At 51.1% G+C, this 18133-nt stretch carries 22 protein-coding genes; 13 read left to right on the forward strand and 9 right to left on the reverse strand.

Annotated elements, in window-relative coordinates; genetic code table 11:
• A partial coding sequence (locus BL249_RS11085) for an IS1 family transposase (protein ID WP_342633895.1) occupies positions 1 to 131 on the reverse strand: 131 nt, incomplete at its 3' end.
• A 59-nt stretch (positions 132 to 190) separates the two neighbouring features.
• On the opposite strand from BL249_RS11085, the gene BL249_RS11090 reads away from it, so the two are divergent.
• The gene (locus BL249_RS11090; RefSeq protein WP_099705200.1) at positions 191 to 622 is read left to right on the forward strand and encodes a hypothetical protein; all 432 of its coding nucleotides are present in this window, start codon (positions 191 to 193) and stop codon (positions 620 to 622) included.
• 282 nt (positions 623 to 904) lie between these two features.
• Here BL249_RS11090 and BL249_RS11100 read toward each other — a convergent pair whose 3' ends face one another.
• Positions 905 to 1591 carry an HAD family hydrolase gene (locus BL249_RS11100; RefSeq protein ID WP_099705202.1) on the reverse strand — a complete coding sequence of 229 codons (687 nt, stop codon included), beginning with the start codon at positions 1589 to 1591 and terminating at the stop codon, positions 905 to 907.
• A 272-nt stretch (positions 1592 to 1863) separates the two neighbouring features.
• Between BL249_RS11100 and BL249_RS11105 the strand changes: the two genes are divergently transcribed.
• A complete protein-coding gene (locus tag BL249_RS11105; protein ID WP_099705203.1) occupies positions 1864 to 3066 on the forward strand; it encodes a serine hydrolase in 1203 nt (400 codons plus the stop codon).
• A gap of 43 nt (positions 3067 to 3109) precedes the next feature.
• On the opposite strand, the gene ybjG is transcribed toward BL249_RS11105, so the two are convergent.
• Both ybjG and BL249_RS11120 read right to left on the reverse strand, forming a co-directional pair.
• Positions 3110 to 3715 (reverse strand): undecaprenyl-diphosphate phosphatase, encoded by a 606-nt coding sequence (gene ybjG, locus BL249_RS11110; protein WP_099705204.1) that lies wholly within the window; start codon positions 3713 to 3715, stop codon positions 3110 to 3112.
• Positions 3716 to 4133: 418 nt separating this feature from the next.
• Positions 4134 to 5822, reverse strand: coding sequence for an aspartate:alanine antiporter (locus BL249_RS11120; protein WP_099705206.1), 1689 nt, complete (start codon positions 5820 to 5822; stop codon positions 4134 to 4136).
• A gap of 267 nt (positions 5823 to 6089) precedes the next feature.
• Between BL249_RS11120 and ybjM the strand changes: the two genes are divergently transcribed.
• Entirely contained in the window at positions 6090 to 6464 is a 375-nt protein-coding gene (gene ybjM / locus BL249_RS11125) for an inner membrane protein YbjM (protein WP_143354768.1), read from the forward strand.
• 31 nt (positions 6465 to 6495) lie between these two features.
• Here the strand turns inward: ybjM and BL249_RS11130 are convergent, their stop codons facing one another.
• On the reverse strand, positions 6496 to 6759 hold the full coding sequence (locus tag BL249_RS11130) for a GrxA family glutaredoxin (RefSeq protein ID WP_099705208.1): 264 nt from the start codon (positions 6757 to 6759) through the stop codon (positions 6496 to 6498).
• 186 nt (positions 6760 to 6945) lie between these two features.
• Here BL249_RS11130 and BL249_RS11135 point away from each other — a divergent pair, with 186 nt between their 5' ends.
• The 4 genes from BL249_RS11135 (at position 6946) to BL249_RS11150 (ending at position 9417) form a co-directional block, all read left to right on the forward strand.
• Positions 6946 to 7179, forward strand: a complete 234-nt coding sequence (locus tag BL249_RS11135) for a DUF1418 family protein (protein ID WP_099740112.1) — start codon at positions 6946 to 6948, stop codon at positions 7177 to 7179.
• Between the two features lie 26 nt (positions 7180 to 7205).
• A complete protein-coding gene (gene nfsA, locus BL249_RS11140; RefSeq protein ID WP_099705210.1) occupies positions 7206 to 7928 on the forward strand; it encodes an oxygen-insensitive NADPH nitroreductase in 723 nt (240 codons plus the stop codon).
• 20 nt (positions 7929 to 7948) lie between these two features.
• Entirely contained in the window at positions 7949 to 8821 is an 873-nt protein-coding gene (rimK, locus tag BL249_RS11145; protein WP_099705309.1) for a 30S ribosomal protein S6--L-glutamate ligase, read from the forward strand.
• A gap of 119 nt (positions 8822 to 8940) precedes the next feature.
• Positions 8941 to 9417 carry a YbjN domain-containing protein gene (locus BL249_RS11150; RefSeq protein WP_099705211.1) on the forward strand — a complete coding sequence of 159 codons (477 nt, stop codon included), beginning with the start codon at positions 8941 to 8943 and terminating at the stop codon, positions 9415 to 9417.
• A gap of 84 nt (positions 9418 to 9501) precedes the next feature.
• Here the strand turns inward: BL249_RS11150 and BL249_RS18775 are convergent, their stop codons facing one another.
• Positions 9502 to 9732 carry a hypothetical protein gene (locus BL249_RS18775; protein ID WP_143354769.1) on the reverse strand — a complete coding sequence of 77 codons (231 nt, stop codon included), beginning with the start codon at positions 9730 to 9732 and terminating at the stop codon, positions 9502 to 9504.
• A 108-nt stretch (positions 9733 to 9840) separates the two neighbouring features.
• On the opposite strand from BL249_RS18775, the gene potF reads away from it, so the two are divergent.
• The 6 genes from potF (at position 9841) to rlmC (ending at position 16065) form a co-directional block, all read left to right on the forward strand.
• Positions 9841 to 10947 carry a spermidine/putrescine ABC transporter substrate-binding protein PotF gene (gene potF / locus BL249_RS11155; RefSeq protein ID WP_099705212.1) on the forward strand — a complete coding sequence of 369 codons (1107 nt, stop codon included), beginning with the start codon at positions 9841 to 9843 and terminating at the stop codon, positions 10945 to 10947.
• Between the two features lie 162 nt (positions 10948 to 11109).
• Positions 11110 to 12243 (forward strand): putrescine ABC transporter ATP-binding subunit PotG, encoded by a 1134-nt coding sequence (potG, locus tag BL249_RS11160; RefSeq protein WP_099705213.1) that lies wholly within the window; start codon positions 11110 to 11112, stop codon positions 12241 to 12243.
• Positions 12244 to 12255: 12 nt separating this feature from the next.
• Positions 12256 to 13215 carry a putrescine ABC transporter permease PotH gene (potH, locus tag BL249_RS11165; protein WP_099705214.1) on the forward strand — a complete coding sequence of 320 codons (960 nt, stop codon included), beginning with the start codon at positions 12256 to 12258 and terminating at the stop codon, positions 13213 to 13215.
• A complete protein-coding gene (gene potI, locus BL249_RS11170; RefSeq protein WP_099705215.1) occupies positions 13212 to 14057 on the forward strand; it encodes a putrescine ABC transporter permease PotI in 846 nt (281 codons plus the stop codon). The genes potH and potI overlap by 4 nt, the downstream gene beginning before the upstream one ends.
• A 342-nt stretch (positions 14058 to 14399) precedes the next feature.
• The gene (locus BL249_RS11175; protein ID WP_099705216.1) at positions 14400 to 14879 is read left to right on the forward strand and encodes a YbjO family protein; all 480 of its coding nucleotides are present in this window, start codon (positions 14400 to 14402) and stop codon (positions 14877 to 14879) included.
• A gap of 52 nt (positions 14880 to 14931) precedes the next feature.
• Positions 14932 to 16065: a 23S rRNA (uracil(747)-C(5))-methyltransferase RlmC gene (rlmC, locus tag BL249_RS11180; RefSeq protein WP_099705217.1), complete on the forward strand. Its 1134-nt coding sequence runs from the start codon at positions 14932 to 14934 to the stop codon at positions 16063 to 16065.
• Between the two features lie 169 nt (positions 16066 to 16234).
• Here rlmC and BL249_RS19005 read toward each other — a convergent pair whose 3' ends face one another.
• The 3 genes from BL249_RS19005 to artQ all read right to left on the reverse strand — a co-directional run bounded on the left by BL249_RS19005 (position 16235) and on the right by artQ (position 18129).
• Positions 16235 to 16384, reverse strand: coding sequence for a hypothetical protein (locus tag BL249_RS19005; protein ID WP_158233097.1), 150 nt, complete (start codon positions 16382 to 16384; stop codon positions 16235 to 16237).
• Positions 16385 to 16744: 360 nt separating this feature from the next.
• The gene (artM, locus tag BL249_RS11190; RefSeq protein WP_099705219.1) at positions 16745 to 17413 is read right to left on the reverse strand and encodes an arginine ABC transporter permease ArtM; all 669 of its coding nucleotides are present in this window, start codon (positions 17411 to 17413) and stop codon (positions 16745 to 16747) included.
• Complete coding sequence (gene artQ, locus BL249_RS11195; RefSeq protein WP_099705220.1) at positions 17407 to 18129, reverse strand: arginine ABC transporter permease ArtQ; 723 nt, start codon at positions 18127 to 18129, stop codon at positions 17407 to 17409. The genes artM and artQ overlap by 7 nt, the downstream gene beginning before the upstream one ends.
• Positions 18130 to 18133 lie beyond the last annotated feature (4 nt).

The following is an 18133-nucleotide window of genomic DNA, read 5'->3' on the forward strand; positions in this document are numbered from 1 at the left end:
TAAGCGTAAGTGAGTTGAAACACGCGGTGGCAGTCACGGCAGCGAAATCTGTCATAGCCTTTAGGGTTCTGACCATGGCGGTAAACCTGAACAGACTGACAACGGGGACAATGAACGTTAACGCTGGCCATAAGAGAACCTCAAAAGCCCGCATTATACATCAGATTCAACCAATTAGAGGCATCACCGCGTGGTGTTACTCAGCAAAGTGGATAAATACATTTCACTGGGGGCTAAATCTATCGTAAATACACGGAAACTGGTGAGTGTCAGCCAGTGTTCCGGAGCCTATGCGTATATTATCAATCTGGCAGGCGCCAGAAAGTTAAATGCGTTTTTATTTCCTGTTTGGATTGAAAGTGACCGCTGGCCTTTTCTGCGCGAAAGTGCGGTGCTAAAAATAAAAGCTGTTTTTCCACCGGTTGGCTTGTTGTCATCATTGAATAATAGTTCATCTATCTGGCTGACATCAGATGATATAGCAATCAGAGATAAGGTAAAAAAAGACAGGAAAAAAATTTATCACGCTCTGCGCCAGAAAAGATCTTTGATTGCGAAAATCCGCAATATGTTCTGGCGCATTTTTATCAGGAAGTTCTTTGAAAAAAATTCGCAACAATAGCCGGGAATATTTTTAGCGCATCTCTTCCGGCCATTCAATAGTCATGACAACGTCTTGTTTCAGTAAGCTGGCGGTCGGACAGGCTGAAAGCCGGTTTTTGACTGAAAAATGTCGCTGGCACAAACGGCTATGGCATTTTACCACAACGAGCATTTTCCGGCATGACGCGGCGTTTGCTGGCCGATTGCGCCAAGCGCAGAGGGAATTGCCTGCCGGCCCGGACGGCTATTTTTATGTTCTGACCGACCAGGCCTGTGGCTGCAAACTGGTTTATGCAGGCGTTCAACCGGCGACGGCCTGAGTTTTAGCGTAACGTCCCCAAAGGCTGATCTGCCAGCCGCGATCCTGTGCCAGCTTACTCAGCTGGGGGTTGGGATTCACCACTACGGGATAATCGGCATGTTCAAGCAACGGCAGATCGTTGATGGAGTCACTGTAGGCCCACAGGTGCTGAAAAGGACGCTCGGGCGCCTGCTGGCTTAACCATTGCTGTAGCCGGATGACTTTTCCTTCTTTGTAGGTCAGGGTGCCATAAATATTGCCGGTATAACGTTGCTCAGCGGTTTCAACGCCAATTGCCAGCGCGCCGTGGGCCCCCAATCGGTGCGCAATCGGTGCCACCAGATGTTCGCCGCTGGCAGAGATAACCAGAATGTTATCCCCACGGGAAAGATGCCAGTTCAGGCGTTCGCGGGCGGCGGGATAAATACGTGACAGGATATCGCGCTGAATAAAACGACGGATCCAGCCATCGACGGTGGCGACGCTCATGCCAGCAAGCGGTGCCAGCGTCAGCGCCATATACGCGTCCATTGCCAGGTTGCCCGCATAATAGTCGGTCATCATGGCGCGCTCTTTTTCCAGTATTTCCGCAGGCGCAAAACCCTGTGACACCAGCCAGCGCAGCCACAGGCCTGAACTGTCTTCACAGATGAGCGTTTCGTCAAGATCAAACAGCGCTAAATCCATGGTCGTTACTCCTCTGACAAATTGATTTCAGATTAACTAACTTTTGTGACCAGCTTAACTGTTCTGACTAAATTCAGATTATTGCCTGGTGATAATCTGAATCTGCCGGTGCATAACTGGCGTACAGCCTATGGCACGTCAGGAATATCGAACAAACTCTAATTAACTTTACCCTGTGAACATTCAATTAATGTGGCAGACGCGTTAGGGTAAAGGGTGCTTATCGCGGGATGCCGATAATCTTTTTTTTCATATGGATACAGGGTTGCACCATGAAGAAAATCACGTTACCAGCCATCATCAGCACGCTGGCGCGCGCGTCACTGCTGATGTTTTTTTCACCATTTTCTTTTGCCGAAGACGTTGCGGCGGCACCGCAAATTGAAGCCCGGGCCTGGGTGCTGATGGATTATCACAGCGGGAAGATCCTTGCCGGGGAAAATGTTGACCAGCGACTGGACCCCGCCAGTCTGACAAAAATGATGGCCAGTTATGTTATCGGGCAGGCTATCAAATCGGGCCGCATTGCGCCGGAAAATATCGTTACCATCGGTAACGATGCCTGGGCAACCGGTAACCCGCTATTGCAAGGATCGTCACTGATGTTTCTAAAGCCCGGTGATCGGGTCTCCGTGGCCGATTTGAACCGGGGGATTGTTATTCAGTCCGGTAATGATGCCAGTATTGCGCTGGCCGATTATATCGCGGGCAGTCAGGATGCTTTTGTTAGCCTGATGAACCGCTATGCAGGCCAGCTTGGCCTGAATAATACCCATTTTGCCACCGTGCACGGTCTTGACTCAGAAAAGCAGTACAGTACCTCGCGTGATATGGCACTGATTGGCCAGGCGTTGATTCATGATGTGCCCGACGAATACGCCCTGAACAAAGAAAAAGTATTCACTTTTAATAAAATCCGCCAGATGAACCGTAATCGTCTGTTATGGAGCAGTCATCTCAATGTTGATGGTATCAAAACCGGGTATACCAACGGCGCGGGTTATAACCTGGTGTCGTCGGCCACCGACGCTAACCAGCGGCTGATTGCCGTGGTACTGGGGGCAAAATCCGATGCAATTCGTTTTCGCGAAAGCGAAAAGTTGCTCAGCTGGGGATTTCGCTACTTTGAAACCGTCATTCCGGTTAAAGCAGGCAATGTTTTTACTACTCAGCGCGTCTGGTATGGCGATCGTCGTCAGGTCACGCTTGGCGTCGCTGAAGACGCGGCAATGACGATCCCAAAAGGTCAGCTGAAAAACCTGACCGCTCGCCTGGTGTTAAACCAGCCGCAGCTGCAGGCACCGTTAAACAAAAATCAGGTGGTTGGTACTATTGATTTTCAGCTAAACAATAAAACCATTGGTCAGCGTCCGCTGGTGGTGCAGGAAGAGGTAAAAGAGGGCGGGATTTTTAGCCGTATATGGGATTTTATTGTGTTAAAAATCAGCATATTATTGAGTAAGTGGTTCGGCTGATAAAACGGCGGGAATGCCTGCGCCTTCCCGCATATGCTGAAAATCAGCCTCTTACCCAGCCTTTGCGGATAGGAATCGCGAATATTAACCGGTACAGCGAGGCGCAGTGTTGTAGCACCGCGTTGCCATACAGCTGCCAGGCCATGTGTGAAAACAGGCAGCCTAATCCGCCGACCAGTAATCCACCCAGCATATCCAGCGGCCAGTGGATCCCGAGATAGATGCGTGACCACGCAATAGCTATGCCGATAGCCAGCAGCAGGCTGCCGGACCAGCGACGGTGCCAGCAGAGAAAGGCTAACGCGAAGGTAAAAATTGCGGTGCCATGATCGCTGGGAAATGAGTCGTTAGCGATATGCGGTAACAGCTGGTAACCCAGGCCTATAGCAAAAGGACGGGGATGTGGAAACAGCAAGCTGAGGCACCAGGCAATGGTCATTGCATAGACCAGGGCAATGCTGGTCTTCAGCACCAGTACACGCTGAACGCTCACTTCCTCACGCGGTCCCCACAGCCAGAGCGCAATAATCAATCCCGGTACTATGGCTATCATATCGCGGGCAAAGAAAGTGGCCAGACTGATTAACCAGTCGGGTGAGTGGGGCGTGGCGTTAATCCACAAAAACAGTGTGCTGTTCAATGATTCCATAGGTGACTGCCTTTATATATCCCTCAGAAAAAACCGGGCTAAGAGAGCGTATCATTGCCCTCTGCCTGAAACGGCGTAGCTGGGCAGATAAAATCGAGAGAGTTAAGATAGGAATCCACTGGCGCCGGGTAAAGAAAATCGTGCCGAATATTGTTAATGGTTTTACTTCTGTTGAGGTTTACAGTGCTAACCGGCGTTTTTTTTAAAATGTAAATCAGCAGGGGCCTATTGCGTGACCGGGCTTCAGTAAATGGTAATCCGGGGTTGCTGTCGTCAGCACAGACGGGCAGACTACGCAGAAAAGAAAAAACCCGTTAATAAATTAACGGGCTCCTCAATTTGGGGATTTCAAAGAAAAGCAGTGGCATTAAGTCAGACTGCGTCTGTGGCGGAAAGTTCTGCGCGTCTGCAAAAAAATTTATCTTTCCAGCAATGGCCAGATAACCACAATTAACGTTCCTGCTAACGTTAGCAGAACGTTAGCAATGGCATAGGTTCCGGCATAGCCCAGTGCCGGGATGTTACTGCCAGAGGCATCATTGATGATCTCCATTGCCGGCGCACAGGTGCGGGCCCCCATAATAGCGCCAAACAACAGGGCGCGGTTCATTTTCAGTACCCAGACGCCGAACAGAAAGCATAAAACCACCGGGACCAGACTAACGGCAATACCGGAAAGCAGCATCATCAGACCGGTGTCGCCCAGCCCGTTCGACAGGCCGCTACCGGCGCTCAGGCCCACACCGGCCATAAAAACCATCAGGCCAAATTCTTTAACCATATTCAGTGCACCCTGCGGAATATAGCCAAAGGTCGGGTGATTGGCGCGCAGAAAACCGAGCATGATGCCAGCAAACAGTAGTCCGGCAGCATTACCTGGTCCAAAACTAAAGCTGCTGAACTGAAAGGTGATCATACCGAACATCAGTCCAAGGACAAAAAATGCGCAAAATGCCAGTAGATCAGTCAGCTGGCTGTGAATAGAAATAAATCCAATCCGGTCAGCAAGCGACTTAACCCGCCGCGCTTCGCCACTGACCTGTAATACATCGCCTTTATTGAGAATGATACTGTCATCAATGGGCATCGCTATCTGGCTGCGGATAACGCGATTCAGAAAGCAGCCATGATCGGTCAGACGCAGGTGACTGAGGCGTTTGTTTACCGCATTGTGATTTTTCACCACAATTTCTTCGGTAACAATACGCATATCAAGCAGATCGCGTTCAAAGACTTCTTTACCGTGGCGAAAGCTGGGATTGAGGCGCGCATGCGCTTCGGGATAACCGACCAGGGATATTTCGTCATTTTCTTGTAAAACGGCATCACCGTCGGGGCTGGCAAGAATACCATTGCGTCGGATACGTTCAATATAGCATCCGGTCTGGCGATAAATCCCCAGTTCACGCAGGTTTTTACCATCGGCCCAGGCCACTAATTCCGGACCGACCCGATAAGCGCGGATCACCGGTAGCCACACTTTACGCTGGCAGTCGCTGTCGAGTCCGCGTTCACGGGCAATTTGCTGAGCACTGGTAAACAGATCCTGATGCTGTAATCGTGGCAGATAACGGGCGGCAATAATCAGGCTGACCAGACCGATAAGGTAGGTCAGGGCATAACCCAGGCTGAGATCGTCCTGTAACCGGGCCAGTGTTGCCGGATTACCGACCGTCTGGCGCAGGGTATCGCCGGCGCCTACCAGTACCGGCGTAGAGGTCATGGCGCCGGCGAGCATACCGGCGGTTAAACCAATGTTCCAGTGAAACAGATAGCCAAGTCCGAGGGCGATAATGCTTGCGCTAACCACCATCACCAGCGCCAGTATCAGATAGTTTTTACCGTCGCGGAAAAAAATCGAAAAAAAGTTGGGACCCGCTTCTATGCCAACACAAAAAATAAATAGCATAAACCCGAGATTAAGCGCATCGCTATTGATGGTGAAATGGTGTTGTCCCAGTAACAGAGAAACGACCAGCACGCCAATGGCATTGCCGAGCTGAATCGGGCCAAGACGAATCTTGCCTAAACAGAGGCCGAGCGCTAAGACAACAAATAATAATAAAATGTCATTATTACTTAACAATCTTGAGATGTTTATATTCACGATTTAACTTCTTGTTTACCAGTAACCTGTTGTGAATATTGGATTTTCAGGCTACATTAAGCCAGCGGTCCAGTGAAATATCAGAACAAGTATTTCAATCAAGATAAACCGCAGAGAAAATCGTCCATTTTCCCGATATTTTAGTCATTTCTTATTTTTCAGCCAGTAAAATTCCAGGGAAAGCAGTAAATTTAGCATTTAATTTTGTTAAAAATTAATGATGTTTTATTTGCCGGCAGCGCGCCGGAGGCTACCCGGAGTTCATTGATGTTTAAAAGCCTTTCCTGGTCGGGTGTAGGTATCTGCACTGTTTGTTATGGCGTGATCTTCTTTGTCGTGCGTTATCATATTCTGCGGGCTTATTTACCCGTGCATCAGGGCCAGCTGGCGATGCTGCTGTTCTTACTGCCTGGCGCGGTTGCCGGGTTACTCAGTAAGAAAGTTCCGCTGATGATGGCTGTGGTTGCTGGGGTTCTGGCAACGCCCTTCTGTTTGCTGCTGGTGGAAAAAGGCAGCATGCCTTTTCACAGCTTCTGGCAGGAATGTGCGTTTGTACTGAGTGCGATTTACTGGTGTGGCCTGGGGGCGCTGGCGGTAATGTTATGCAGAATGTTTGGTCAGCTGCGTCGTCGGGAACAATAATCAGCCTGCCGGCTGGCAGGCTGGGACACGCTTACTGATAAAGACCGAGATGCGTTTTCGCATAGGCAGCAAATTCGGTATAACCGCCAACATGATTTTGATCGAGAAAGATTTGTGGCACGGTTTCCACCGGTTTACCGACCGTTTTTTCCAGATCGGCTTTGGAGATACCCTCTGCGTGGATATCCACGTAGCGGAAATTAAAATCGTCACGCTCCTGCGTCAGCTTTTCTGCCAGTTCTTTAGCGCGGACACAGTAAGGGCAGCCTGGGCGGCCAAAAATCACTGCAAACATCGCTTGCTCCTTATAACGTTAATTTGTGACGTGCATCACATGATGTAGTGTCATCCGCGCTATCATGCCCGCTTCATTAAGGGATTGAAAGCAGGATTTGCCTGTCAGACTGATAAACGCTGGCTATGGACTCAGCAGCCGGCTAAGCTGCATGACATCTTATCGAACCAGAGTCAGGAGCAGCCGATGCGTGCTTTTGGTCGTATGCCATGGCCTGTGCTGGCGCTTGAGGTTGTCGGCATTGTGCTGGTGATTGCAGCGGTTCTGCTGTTACGGCGGCTTTTGCCGCTTCCATTTGACCTGAATCTGTCGCTACTGGCCAGGGGACTGGTGCTTACTGATATCGCCCTGATGCTACCCGCCGTGGCAATATTAGCCTGGCGAACGTTACGTAGCTGGTTGCCGGTGCGTAAGAACTGATATGCCAGGTAAATAAGGAGTTTTACATGACCCCCACTATTGCGCTTCAGCGTGCCCACCGTTCAATACGTTCTTTTAACGATCAGCCAATTGCAGCCGATCAACGGGAAGCGATTCTGGCTGCCGCTCAGTCGGCTTCCAGCTCCAGCTTTCTTCAGTGTTCTTCTATTATTCGCATTACCGACCCGGCGCTGCGCGAGCAGCTGGTCAGGTTAAGCGGTGGCCAGCGCTACGTTGCTGCAGCTGCTGAGTTCTGGGTATTTTGTGGCGATTTTAACCGCCATCAGCAGATTTGTCCGGCCGCGCAACTCGGGCTGGCTGAGCAGCTGCTGCTGGCCTGTATTGATACGGCTCTGATGGGACAAAATGCCATGCTGGCCGCTGAATCACTCGGTCTTGGCGGCTGTTTTATCGGCGGTATCCGCAATAATATTGCTGAAGTGACGGCACTGCTTGAATGCCCGAAATATGTGCTGCCGCTGTTTGGTCTCTGTCTGGGCTGGCCTGAATATCAGCCCGATCTGAAGCCGCGTATGCCAGCAAAAATGATGATGCATGAAAATCGTTATCAGCCAGTTGATCCGGCGTTACTGGCTGACTATGACCAGCAGCAGCGTGATTACTATGCCAGCCGCGATACTAACCGGCGTGTCGATAGCTGGAGCGAACATATTCAGCGCACTATTATTAAAGAAAATCGGGCTTTTATGCTGGATTATCTCCATCAGCAAGGGTGGGCCACTCGTTAACCACGGCGGCGGAGGCCTGGGTGAAAATAGCCATTCTTACCTGTGACGGATCGCTTTATTCCAGCCGCCGTTTGATGGAAGCCGCGTGCGAGCGCGGCCATCGGGCTGAAATTATCGATCCCCTCAGTTGTTATATGAATATCAACCCGGCGCAGCCAGCAGTGCACTATCATGGCCGTCAGCTAGCCTGTTTTGATGCGGTAATTCCACGTATTGGCGCGGCAATTACGTTTTATGGCACGGCGGTGTTGCGTCAGTTTGAAATGTGCGGCAGCTACCCGCTTAATGCTTCGCTGGCAATTACTCAGGCACGCGATAAGCTGCGCGCCATGCAGCTGCTGGCCAGGCAGGGTATTGATTTACCGCTGACCGGTTTTGCTCATTCACCTGACGACACCCAGGACCTTATTGAAATGGTTGGCGGTGCGCCGCTGGTAGTGAAGCTGGTGGAAGGTACCCAGGGAATCGGGGTGGTACTGGCAGAAACGCGCCAGGCCGCAGAGAGTGTTATTGACGCTTTTCGCGGTCTGAAAGCCCACATCCTGGTGCAGGAGTTTATTAAGGAAGCGCACGGCCGCGACATTCGCTGTTTTGTGATTGGTGATGAAGTTGTGGCGGCGATTGAACGTGAGGCCAAAGACGGTGATTTTCGATCCAATCTGCACCGTGGTGGCCGGGCCAGATCGGTCGTGATCACGCCGCAGGAAAGAGACATTGCGATCAGAGCGGCCAGTACGCTGGGGCTTGACGTCGCCGGTGTGGATATTTTGCGCGCCAGACGGGGGCCGCTGGTGCTGGAAGTGAATGCGTCGCCGGGGCTGGAAGGCATTGAAAAAACGACCGGGCTCAATATTGCCGGCATGATGATTGGCTGGCTGGAAGAGCAGCTGTGAAGCAGTCCGGCTCTGAAAAGCACCGTCCCAGCCAGGCTTTGATTATTGATTATGGTTTTTAGCCGTTAATTTCCGTAAAATCATGGCCACTTTATTTTTGCGGTACGAGACAGGCTATTATGGATTCACTGACGATCCCGGACATCGACCAGATACGTCGCTGGCTGGATCAGCAAAATATTATCTGGTTTGAATGCGATAGCTGTCAGGCTTTACATTTGCCGCATATGCAAAATTTTGATGGCATATTCGACGCAAAAATTGACCTTATCGATAACGTGATTCTTTTTTCCGCGCTGGCAGAAGTCAAACCAACGGCACTGATTCCACTCGTTGGTGATTTATCACAAATCAACGCCAGTTCGCTGACAATTAAAGCTTTTGTTGATATTCAGGATGACAACCTGCCAAAACTGGTGGTCTGTCAGTCGCTCAGCGTGGCGGCCGGCATTACCCTGGGTCAGTTCATTCACTTTATGAAGCAAAGTGAAGAACAGATTTCAATGATTATACTGGAGGCTTTTGCCAATCATTTACTGATCGGCGCAGAAGAGGATGAACCCCGGGCAACCAGCCAGTTGCACGCTCTCCACTAATAACCTCAGCGGCAGGTTGCCGCCGCGGAAAGTGTTTCCAGACCAGATTAGCGGCAAATTGCCTGGTGAGTAAGCAGTTTTTTCTCAGTCATCACCCTGTTTTATGCTGTATTCTGCCGGATATTGCCAGATATCCTTCGGCGCTATTCCCTGAGTGACGCATCCCATAAAGCAAATAAGCAGACAAAATCGATAAAAGGTGTTTTTTAAGCTAAGGTCTGGTCTGACCCGGTGAGTACGGCTATTCTTGCGTGGCGGTAGTTTGCCTGCAAGGTCGTGGCTGGCATCGTTTTTTGCTATTAGCGTTACGATCAATATTCATTCATTGTAACGGCTTGTTGCGGCACGCGCATTCTTAGGCTCGTCATTACGGTCTGTCAGTAATACTAAGCAGTAATTGATCCCTTTCTGGAGGATGGAAACATGTTCAACCAACGTAAAAAATGGTTGTCAGCTGTGGTCACTGGCATGGTGATGGCTGCTTCTGCGGGCGTAATGGCTGAAGATAAGACGTTGCATGTTTATAACTGGTCGGATTATATCGCTGCTGACACGGTGCCGAACTTCGAAAAGCAAAGCGGTATTAAAGTCGTTTACGATGTTTTTGATTCCAACGAAGTGCTGGAAGGTAAACTGATGGCCGGTAATACCGGTTATGACGTGGTGGTGCCTTCGTCAAGTTTCCTTGCCCGCCAGCTGCAGTCCGGCGTGTTTCAGCCGCTGGATAAAAGTAAGCTGCCAAACTATAAAAATCTCGATCCCGATTTACTGAAAAAACTCCAGCAGCACGATCCCGGAAATAAATATGCTATCCCTTATTTATGGGCGACCACCGGCATCGGCTACAACGTGGATAAAGTTAAACAGGTTCTGGGTAAAGATGCCCCTGTTGATAGCTGGGATCTGGTACTGAAACCGGAAAACCTTGAGAAGCTGAAAAGCTGCGGCGTCTCTTTTCTTGACGCGCCCGAGGAAATTTTTGCCACCGTACTTAATTATATGGGGAAAGATCCTAACAGTAGCCAGCCGGAAGATTATAAAGCTGCCGCTGATTTATTACTGAAGCTGCGGCCGAGTATTCGCTATTTTCATTCATCGCAGTACATTAACGATCTGGCCAACGGTAATACCTGCGTTGCCATTGGCTGGGCGGGGGATGTATTACAGGCGAAAAACCGGGCAGTTGAAGCGAAAAATGGCGTGCATATTGCCTACAGTATTCCCAAAGAGGGCGCGCTGGCATTCTTTGATATGCTGGCTATTCCCAAAGACGCCAAAAATACCGATGCTGCTTATCAGTTTCTTAATTACCTGATGGAACCTGCCGTTATTGCCAACATCTCTAACAAAATGTTCTATGCCAGTGGTAACAAAGCGTCACTGCCACTGGTTGATGACAGTGTGCGCAAAAATCCGGGGATTTATCCGACACCGGATACTATGGCTAAGCTGTTCCTGCTTAAGGTCCAGCAGCCGAAACTTGATCGGGTTCGTACCCGTGAGTGGACCCGGGTGAAGAGTGGTAAATAATTAATCACGAAACCTGTTCAGCGTTTTCTATACTTAGGCTGTTCCCCGTTTTTTACCATCAGGGCGGGGAACGCTGTTAACAGGGGCAGCTTGCGGCCTCTGCTTTATTTTTCAGGCGGCAGGCTGCCGCAGATACCGATTTAGCGCCGGAGAGTAAGGTAAGTGAACGACGCGATTCCCCGCCCTCAAAGCAAAACCGGCAAGGCGATGACGCCGCTGCTGGAGATCCGCAACCTGACCCGCTCCTATGATGGTCAGCACGCCGTGGACGATGTCAGTCTGACCATATTTAAAGGTGAAATTTTTGCGCTGCTGGGTGCGTCCGGCTGTGGTAAATCAACCTTGCTGCGCATGCTGGCGGGCTTTGAAACGCCGACACACGGTCAAATCATTCTTGACGGACAGGATTTATCGCTGGTGCCGCCTTATCAGCGACCAATTAATATGATGTTTCAGTCCTATGCGCTGTTTCCTCATATGACGGTGGAGCAAAATATTGCTTTCGGGCTTAAGCAGGATAGGCTGCCGAAAGCAGAAATTGCCAGCCGTGTCAGCGAGATGCTGGCGCTGGTGCATATGAGCGAATATGCAAAGCGTAAACCTCATCAGCTGTCTGGCGGTCAGCGTCAGCGCGTCGCGCTGGCCAGAAGTCTTGCCAAACGCCCCCGTCTGCTATTACTGGATGAACCGATGGGCGCGCTGGATAAAAAACTACGCGATCGTATGCAGCTGGAAGTGGTGGATATTCTTGAACGTGTTGGGGTGACCTGTGTGATGGTGACCCACGATCAGGAAGAGGCGATGACGATGGCCGGGCGAATTGCCATTATGAACCGTGGAAAATTTGTGCAAATCGGCGAGCCGGAAGAGATTTATGAACATCCAACCACCAGGTTCAGTGCTGAATTTATTGGTTCAGTGACCGTATTCGAAGGTCTGCTGCGCGAACGACAGGAAGATGGATTAATCATTGACAGTCCGGCACTGGTGCATCCGCTGAAGGTAGCTTCCGATGTATCGGTGGTGGCGGGTGTCCCGGTGTCGGTTGCGCTGCGTCCGGAAAAAGTGATGCTGTGTGAAGAGGTGCCGGCCGATGGTTTTAATTTTGCCACCGGCGAAGTGGTGCATATTGCTTATCTTGGTGACCTGTCGATTTATCATGTGCGGTTAAAGAGCGGTCAGATGTTAAGCGCGCAGCTGCAAAATAGCTTTCGTTTTCGCAAAGGTGCGCCCACCTGGGGGGATGAAGTCCGCCTGTGCTGGGAAAGTGACAGCTGTGTGGTGTTGACGGTATAAGCCGGAGGCAAGATGACTCAAGTTACTGAACGCGCGGCGCTGCCGTCCTCTCAGCCTGCCGGCGTTAAACGCTGGCTGACCCGGTTTCATATGCGTCACGGCCGTAAGCTGGTTATTGCGGTGCCTTATTGCTGGCTGGCACTGCTGTTTATGCTGCCGTTTCTGATTGTGCTGAAAATCAGCTTTGCTGATATTGCCCGGGCGATTCCTCCTTATACACAATTGCTGAGCTGGGCAGATGGTCAGCTGACCATGATACTCAATTTTGCCAATTACAGTACGCTGACTGACGATCCGTTGTATGTGGATGCGTATCTTCACTCTTTACAGGTTGCGGCAATTTCGACCCTGATCTGCCTGCTGATTGGCTATCCCCTTGCCTGGGCTATTGCACACGCCAGACCCACTTCGCGCAGTATCCTGCTGCTGTTAATTTTGCTGCCTTCATGGACGTCTTTTCTGGTACGCGTTTATGCCTGGATGGGGATACTCAATAATAATGGCGTGCTGAATAATTTATTGATTTGGCTGGGTATCATTGACCATCCTTTAACGATTTTGTACACCAATCTGGCGGTATATATTGGCATTGTTTATTGTTATCTGCCGTTTATGGTGCTGCCAATTTACACCGCGCTGACCCGTCTTGATTATTCACTGGTAGAAGCCTCCCTTGATCTCGGCGCCCGACCACTAAAAACTTTCTTCAGCGTTATTGTGCCGTTGACCAGAGGCGGCGTGATCGCCGGATCAATGTTGGTATTTATTCCGGCAGTCGGGGAATATGTAATTCCGGAATTATTAGGCGGGCCTGACAGCATCATGATTGGTCGCGTGTTGTGGCAGGAGTTTTTTAATAATCGTGACTGGCCGGTTGCCTCTGCACTGGCGGTGATTATTCTGTTGATTCTGATATTGCCAATTATCTGGTTCCACAAACAGCAGAACAAATCGGTGGAGAAAAACGCATGAATCAGCTTCCTTACGTGCGTTCCAAAGGCCGGCTGGCCATTCTGGTGCTCTGTTTCTTTTTCCTCTATGCGCCGATGTTGTTGCTGGTGGTGTACTCGTTCAATGCTTCCCAGCTGGCGGCGTGGGAGCGCTTCTCACTGCACTGGTATAACGTGCTGTTTCATGATGATGCCATGATAAGCGCCGTCAGCCTTAGCCTGACTATTGCGGCTTTATCCGCTACCAGCGCGGTGGTGCTGGGCACCTTAGCAGCCGTCGTCATCGTCCGTTTTGGGCGTTTCCGTGGCTCGACCGGGTTTGCCTTTATGCTTACCGCACCGCTGGTAATGCCTGACGTGATAACCGGATTGTCATTGCTGCTGCTGTTTGTTGCCATGGGCAATGCATTCGGCTGGCCGGGAGATCGCGGCATGGTGACGATCTGGCTGGCACATGTCACGTTTTGTACGGCATACGTGGCGGTGGTGATCAATGCCCGTCTGCGCGAACTCGATCGCTCGATTGAAGAAGCGGCGATGGACCTTGGTGCAACACCGCTGAAAGTTTTCTTTGTCATCACTGTACCTATGATTCTGCCGGCTATCGTCACCGGCTGGTTACTGGCATTTACCCTGTCACTGGATGATCTGGTGATTGCCAGTTTTGTTACCGGTCCCGGTGCTACGACGTTGCCAATGGCGATTTTTGCCACGGTAAGACGGGGAATTAACCCGGAAATTAATGCGCTGGCTTCGTTGATCCTGCTGGTGGTTGGCGTGGTTGGTTTTATTGCCTGGCGCATTATGGCTCATGAAGAAAAACAGCGACAGCGTGATATTCAGCGCGCACGGGCAGGACATTAATCTGCCGATTGTCTGTCAACGCCTGCAGGCGGATAACAGCGCATTGCCAGAGTGGTGCGCGGATGTCAGCGTTGAGTGAAACCGGCCGTATAGTCCGGCAAATAGCATGCAGGCGGTGGCCGCTGAGCCGTGGTGAAAATATCGCCGGCTCGCGGCCGACCGTAAATAAATGACTTATATTTTGTGTAGTAATCCGATTTTAGGAAAATACATTATTTATAAAGGTCCCGGTGATGGAAACTATTGTCAGATTGCGCTAATAATAAAACCAGCATGAATATTGTTAGCTGCCTTGTTAACGCATCGCGCGAATCTGAACAATCGCTGGCAGGAGAGGGGGCAATGTCTGATATCTTTCGGGGACCGCCTGTGACGACAGGACAATCTGGCTCCGCTCCCGTTGCGGTGTTGGTTACCGGCATTGCGATTATTGCAATCCGGCTGCTGGATGTACTGCTGTTGAGTAGTGAACTCGGTCTGCAGGAACTGATGAATTTTGTTCATCGTAGTGCCCAGGCCTGGGATTCCACGCTGATATTTATTGGCAGTCAGCTGCTGTTTTTTTTTGAATTACGTTGCGCTTTCGGCATTATTCAGGGCAGAAACTGGGCGCGCTGGGGATATGTTTTTAGCCAGATTATTGCGCTTAGTTATTTATTTGTGGCGTCAATGGGATGGGTATATCCGGAAATATTCAGTATTAGTGGTGAAAATAATACGCAGATTATCCACCGGCTTATTGCGCAGAAATTTCCCGACCTGCTGCTGATTTTACTGTTGTTTCTGCCTGGCAGCAGCCGGCAATTTTTCCGGCAAGCCTGATACGGTGGTGATACAATCCCCCTCCGCTTGACCAACGACAACAGGTTTTCTGATGCATTGCGCGCTTTATGACGCCGGGCGCTGTCGCTCCTGCCAGTGGCTGGAGATCCCTTATCCGGCGCAGCTTAGTCAAAAACAATCTTATCTTGAAACCCTGCTGCAGCCGTTTAATGTCGAGGAATGGCTGGCACCACAGGCGTCGCCTGAGCAGGGGTTTCGTAACAAAGCGAAAATGGTGGTCAGCGGTAGCGTTGAGCGGCCGTTATTTGGCATTATGCAGCGGGATGGCCATGGCGTCGACCTTTGCCACTGTCCGCTTTATCCTGCCAGCTTCGCAGCGGTTTTTGCCAGCCTGAAACCTTTCATTGCCCGTGCTGGCCTGACCCCCTATAACGTGGCCCGCCGGCGCGGGGAGCTGAAATACATTTTGCTAACGGAAAGCCGTTACAGTGGTGAGATGATGCTGCGTTTTGTACTGCGCTCGCGGGCAAAGCTGCCTCAGCTCCAGGCGGCGCTTCCCTGGTTGCGGCAGCAATTGCCACAGCTGCGGGTGATCAGCGTCAATATTCAGCCGGTGCATATGGCTATTCTCGAAGGTGAAGAAGAGATTTTCCTCAGTGAGGATCGGGCGCTGGCTGAGCAGCTTAATCAGATACCGCTGTGGATCAGACCCGGCAGTTTTTTCCAGACCAACGCCAGCGTTGCCGCTGACCTGTATGCCAGTGCGGGTCGCTGGATTGCCGGATTGCCTGTCAGCACGCTGTGGGATCTGTTCTGTGGTGTGGGTGGTTTTGGTTTGCACTGCGCGACCCCGGCGATGTCTGTGACCGGCATCGAAATAAGCCCCGAGGCGATAACCTGCGCGCGCCAGTCCGCTCAGGCCCTCGGCCTGGATAACGTCAGGTTTTCCGCGCTGGATTCCACCGCCTTTGCCGAAGCAAAAGCGCAGGCACCTGATCTGGTGCTGGTGAATCCGCCGCGGCGCGGAATAGGGGCTGAACTGTGTCTGTGGCTGGCAAAAAATGCGCCACGCTGGATCCTTTATTCCAGCTGTCAGGCCGAAAGCCTGGTTCAGGATCTGGCGCATCTGGGCGGTTATCAGCTCAGCCGGGTACAGCTGTTTGATATGTTTCCCCATACCAGCCACTATGAGGTGCTGGTTCTGTTAACGCGTATTGAGGATTAATCAGAAAACCACTGCTTGTACAGAGCTTCAGGCAGGTCGTTTTTTCCAGCCCGGCCAGCGCGTGATTAAAGCGCTCACGTAACCCGTTATTCTCCTGCGCCACTGTCTGGCCGTGGCAGCATCGGCTACTACGGCATCCAGACGCTGATTTTGTAAATCCAGCATTGCATTAATGTTTAATGTAGCTGTCGTAAGGGACGGCGATTATCTGCGGATAGCGTTGGCGGAAATAAGCCTGATGGGTAGTTGCGCTACCGACGCCGGGGCGTTTTCCTTGCAGCTGTTGCAATGACGTCAAACGTCCGGATTCGGCATTCATGTGCTGACAGAGCGCGTTAGATAAATCAATGTCAAAACCAACTGGTTGATTTTGACATTGATATATTCAAATGGGGGTAAGTGGCGGAACAGGCAACGCGTATTTGTTCACCGGCGTAAGTCGTCAGCGTGTTCAGCATGAACAGCAGAGCATACAGGCCGGTTTTCATCAGAGTATCCTCACGCTCAGACGGCCATCATCAGTCTGTTATCAACATGCCATTGCACTGAATATTGCGCAAGTCAGGACGTTTAAATATGTGATTAAGGCGCGGGCGCTCAGCGGCAGAATTTATGCACAATGACGCAATTTTATGCAGGCAGCGCTGCGGCCTCACCGGCGGCAGCGCCACGCAGGTGGTTAGTTTCGTTGTTCAAATGCCAGCGCACGACGCTCAATCAGACGCATCAGCAGTGTCAGCAGCCCATTGACGCACAGATAAATGACGCCAGCGGCGACGTAGACCATAACGTCATAAGTCCGGCCAAACAGCATTTGTCCGTGGCCCATAACGTCCATCAGCGTGATGGTGTAAGCCAGTGAGGTACTTTTAAATACCAGCACCACTTCGTTGGAATACGCAGAGAGCGCGCGCTTGAAAGCGTAAGGCAACAAAATATGCAATGTTTCCTTGCGGCTCATGCCCAGCGCCGCACATGACTGCCATTGGCCGGATGGAATTGCCCGGATGGCACCATAAAAAAGCTGGCTGGTATAGGCGGCGCTGTTAAGCGCCAGCGCCAGCAGCGCACACAGCCAGGGCTGGGAAAGCAGCTGCCATAGCCAGTGGATATGCTGGAGTGCGGGAAACTGCCCTGGTCCGTAATAAATAAGGAAAATTTGTACCAGCAGCGGTGTACCGGTAAACAGCGTAATATAACCGCGTACAGCCTGGCTAAAAACCGGTACCTTCAGCGTCAGAATGATGGTAAACAGCACGGCCAGCAACAGGGCCAGGATCAACGAAATGGCCGTCAGCGTCAGACTGGTCTGCAAGCCTGTTAACAGTTCAGGAAAGTAACTCAGCATCGGTGGTCTCCCCGTTCAAAACGCGTCGCCCGGGCATCGATATAGCGCAACAGCTGCTGGCTGAGCAGAGTGATAACCAGATAAATTGCGGCGGCAATCAGATAGCCGCTAAAGGGTTTCTGGGTGTAGCTGATGATACTTTTGGTTTGCAGCATAATATCATTGACGCTAATTAGTGACACCAGTGCAGTATCTTTTAGTAATACCAGCCATTGGTTACCCAGACCAGGCAAAGCATGGCGCCACATTTGCGGCATGATAAGCCGGATGAAAAGCGTACTTTTGCGCATGCCCAGTGCCATTCCTGACTCCCACTGACCGGGTGCTATCGCCTTCAGCGCGCCGCGCAGGGTTTGCGATGCATAGGCGGAGTAAAGCAGGGAAAGCGCAACCACGCCGCAGAGAAAGGGGCTGACATTAAAGTTTTCTATCGGCATTTTCACCGCCAGGGTAAACAAGCCTAAATGCAGCGTAAAACCATCGGACAGCGTGATCAGCAGTTGCGAGGCGCCAAAATAAATTGCCAGCACCACCAGAATTTCCGGCAGACCGCGGATCAGGGTGACCACAACGGTCGCCAGCCAGGCCAGTGGCTTAAAGCGTGATACTTCGCAGCTGGCAAACAGCATGGCCAGTATCATCCCTATCAGTAGCGCGCAAATGGCAAGGCCGACGGTGGTTCCGGCGGCGCTTGCAAGAGAGATAAATTCATTCATTCAA

It is taken from the genome of Erwinia sp. OLFS4 (assembly GCF_002752165.1).
Classification (GTDB): Bacteria; Pseudomonadota; Gammaproteobacteria; order Enterobacterales; family Enterobacteriaceae; genus Izhakiella.